This is a genomic window from Arthrobacter sp. Y3223164 (genome assembly GCF_059091005.1).
The window spans coordinates 1-3,123 of the sequence record NZ_JBNHGF010000330.1; the positions used below are offsets into that span (position 1 = coordinate 1).

Genomic DNA, 3,123 nt, shown 5'->3' on the forward strand with positions numbered 1-3,123 from the left:
GGAGCCGGGGCGGCGGCAGGCTTGGAGGCTTCGGCCGCGGCGGGCTTCGCCGCCTCGGAAGAGGCGGTTGACCCGGTGCCGGCGGATCCCGAGGCGGCGGCGGGAACGGAGCCTGCCGAGGAAGAGTCGCGCGAATCGGTGCGGTAGAAGCCCGAGCCCTTGAAGACGACCCCGACGCTGTTGAACTTCTTGCGCAGGTTGCCGCCGCACTCGGGGCAGACCGTCAGCGATTCATCGCTGAAGGACTGCTGGATGTCGAAGGCATGGGCGCAGTCTTTGCAGGCGTAGGCGTACGTGGGCACAGTAATTCCTCCTGAAAAAAACTTGGCAGGAGCAGGAAGCGCCCGGCCAGGCGTTGGCACTCACCCGCTCAGAGTGCCAATTCTACACCGTCCGGCGGGGGAACCACGTCCAGCCGTCGGGCGACACGGCGCCGTCCAGCGGAGCGTCGAGCGCCGTGGACTCGAAGGCTCCCGCGGCCACCACCTCGTCGGCGTAGAAAACCCCGACAAACCTCGGGCGGTCTTTGCCGTCGCCAAGCGACGCCAGGAACCGGTCGTAATAACCGCCGCCCTGGCCCATCCGGTTGCCCTCGGAGTCGACGGCCAGCCCGGGCACGAGCACCAGCGGCAGGCCGGCCATGATTTCCGCTCCAAAACGTTCTCCGACCGGCTCGTCGATCCAGGCCCGGGGACTGCGGACCAGCTCCACACCGCTGAACCAGCGTGCCCACCTGAGCCGGTAGTCCGGTTCGCAGATCGGGACCACCACCTGGTAGCCGGCCTCCTCAAGGGCCGGCAGCAGCATGCGCGTGGACGGTTCGGAACCGACGGACAGGTAGGCCGGCACGATGGTTCCGGCCGGGACGTTCAGCCGCCGAAGACCGTCCAGCACCTGGTGCGCCAGGGCGGTCCCGGCCTTGATCTGCTCTTCCTCGGGGCGGGCCCGGCGGCGTGCCCGGAAGAATGCGCGGGCGGTTTCCTTGTCCATGCCGGTTTGCATCTCCATGGCCGACATCGTAGTTGCTTCCCCCCGGATCGGCTTGCTTCGCACCTTCGTTCGGTAGTCTGAACCCATGACGTCTCATCGCACGGTACGCAAAGCTGTCATCCCGGCCGCTGGTTTGGGAACCCGTTTCCTGCCCGCCACCAAGGCCATGCCCAAGGAAATGCTCCCCGTGGTGGACAAGCCGGCCATCCAGTACGTGGTCGAGGAAGCCGTGCGCGCTGACTTGAGCGACGTCCTGGTCATCACCGGCCGCAACAAGCGCCCGCTGGAAGACCACTTCGACCGCGTGCCCAACCTCGAGCAGATCCTGGAGGAGAAAGGCGATCTGGAGAAGCTCGCCGCCGTACAGGCAGCCTCGGAACTGGCGGACATCCACTACCTGCGCCAGGGGGATCCGCTGGGCCTCGGCCACGCAGTCCTGCGGGCCCGCCAGCACGTGGGCGACGAACCGTTCGCCGTGCTGCTCGGCGACGACCTTATCGACGAACACGACGACCTGCTGACCCAGATGATCGCGGTCCAGCAGCAGACCGGCGGCTCCGTGGTCGCCCTGATGGAAGTGGACCCCGCCCAGATCAGCGCCTACGGCTGCGCGGACGTTACCGCGATGGGCGACGGCGGCTACGTGCGGATCAACGAACTGGTGGAGAAGCCATCGCCGGACGAGGCCCCGTCCAATCTGGCGGTCATCGGCCGCTACGTCCTGCACCCGTCCGTCTTCGACGTGCTGGAGGACACCAAGCCCGGCCGCGGCGGCGAAATCCAGTTGACCGACGCGCTCGAAGCCCTGGCCGGCCGCGAAGGCGAAGGCGGCGGCGTCTACGGCGTGGTCTTTTCCGGGCGCCGGTACGACACCGGCGACAAGCTCAGCTATCTCAAGGCCGTCGTGACCATCGCCTCCGAACGTGAAGACATCGGGACGGAACTGCGGACCTGGCTGAAGAGTTTCATTGACGGCTCGGGCGACTGAGCCCCGCCACGACCGCTAAGAACTTCACATGGGGTACGGACCGGCAATCTGGCCAGCGACGCTGGCATGCGGGAACTTGTCGCTGCGCCCGATCCGGTACCGGGACCGGAGCGAGTGGACGGCCGTGCGGCGCCGCAACGCGCGCTGGCTGGAACCGTGGGAGGCCACGAACCCGGCCCCGGACGGGTATCTGCCCTCGTTCTCGGAGATGGTCCGCTCGCTCAAGCACCAGGCACGACTTGCCACGGCCCTGCCCTGGATCATCACCGAACTGCAGGAGGGGAGGCCCCGGCCGGCGCTGGTCGGGCAGCTTACTGTCTCCAGCATCGTCTGGGGCTCTGCAATGTCGGCCACTTTGGGGTACTGGGTGGATGAGGCGCGTGCCGGCCGCGGGATAGCGCCCACGGCGGTGGCCATGGCGACCGACCATTGCTTCCAAACGCTCGGGCTCCACCGGATGGAGATCAACATCAGGCCGGAGAACCGCGCCAGCCTGCGCGTCGTGGAGAAGCTCGGCTTTCGAGACGAAGGACTGCGTCCGCGGTACCTGCATATCAACGGGGCCTGGGCAGACCACCGCAGCTTCGCGCTCACTGCCGAGGAGGTTCCCGGCGGCCTGCTGGACCGCTGGCTGGAGCACGGCGACGTCGGATGGACACCTTAGCCGGGCCGGCACCTAAGCCGCCCCGACGCCGCAGCAGGGCCCGCACCAAAGTCGGCCCGACACCATAAGGCAGCGCCGCACGGAATCGTTATCCGACACACCGTGATGAATGCCGCGTACGGCATGCTTGAGCTTCTACGGTTTTGAGAGTGGACATTCAGAGCTCTGTGATCTTGGCGGTCATCGTCGGGCTGTGGTTTGTCTGGGTAGGACCGTACGTGCTCCGCGGAGCATTCCGTCCCGCGCTGGCTGAACCGGCGCCGGGACACGCAGCACCACTAGTTTCAGTACCCGCAACCGCCTCGGGCGGCAACCAGGGGATCATCATGGAATACAACGCCCAGCCGGCACCCTCGACAGCGTCGCCCGTGCCCCCGCCCGCCCGGCAGCCCGAGTTCCGCATCCGCTACGGCCGGACCGCGCTGGCACTTGCCGGGGCCTCCGCCCTGTTGGTGTTCGTCGTCGGCGGCGCCCTGGCGCT

The 3,123-nt window shown here is 67.6% G+C and carries 4 protein-coding genes and 1 pseudogene; 3 read left to right on the top strand and 2 right to left on the bottom strand.

The features are described 5' to 3' along the window. Together AC5RUJ_RS13465 and AC5RUJ_RS13470 are read right to left on the bottom strand one after the other, a co-directional pair. Window positions 1-302: FmdB family zinc ribbon protein (locus tag AC5RUJ_RS13465; RefSeq protein WP_494155999.1), on the bottom strand; the 302-nt coding region annotated here is incomplete at its 3' end. An 82-nt stretch (window positions 303-384) separates the two neighbouring features. Then, window positions 385-1,008, bottom strand: a complete 624-nt coding sequence (locus tag AC5RUJ_RS13470) for a 5-formyltetrahydrofolate cyclo-ligase (protein ID WP_494128349.1) — start codon at window positions 1,006-1,008, stop codon at window positions 385-387. Between the two features lie 67 nt (window positions 1,009-1,075). On the opposite strand from AC5RUJ_RS13470, the gene galU reads away from it, so the two are divergent. The 3 genes and pseudogenes from galU to AC5RUJ_RS13485 form a co-directional block, all read left to right on the top strand. Further along, complete coding sequence (gene galU, locus AC5RUJ_RS13475; RefSeq protein WP_494128348.1) at window positions 1,076-1,978, top strand: UTP--glucose-1-phosphate uridylyltransferase GalU; 903 nt, start codon at window positions 1,076-1,078, stop codon at window positions 1,976-1,978. A gap of 28 nt (window positions 1,979-2,006) precedes the next feature. After that, window positions 2,007-2,642, top strand: coding sequence for a GNAT family N-acetyltransferase (locus AC5RUJ_RS13480; RefSeq protein WP_494128347.1), 636 nt, complete (start codon window positions 2,007-2,009; stop codon window positions 2,640-2,642). Window positions 2,643-2,791: 149 nt separating this feature from the next. Then, window positions 2,792-3,123, top strand: a pseudogene (locus AC5RUJ_RS13485) (hypothetical protein); the annotation flags it as partial.

Excerpts from the sequence above, each read along its gene's own strand:
- AC5RUJ_RS13470 (WP_494128349.1), bottom strand. The coding sequence starts at position 1,008 with ATGGAGATGCAAACCGGCATGGACAAGGAAACCGCCCGCGCATTCTTC.
- galU (WP_494128348.1), top strand. The coding sequence starts at position 1,076 with ATGACGTCTCATCGCACGGTACGCAAAGCTGTCATCCCGGCCGCTGGT.
- AC5RUJ_RS13480 (WP_494128347.1), top strand. The coding sequence starts at position 2,007 with ATGGGGTACGGACCGGCAATCTGGCCAGCGACGCTGGCATGCGGGAAC.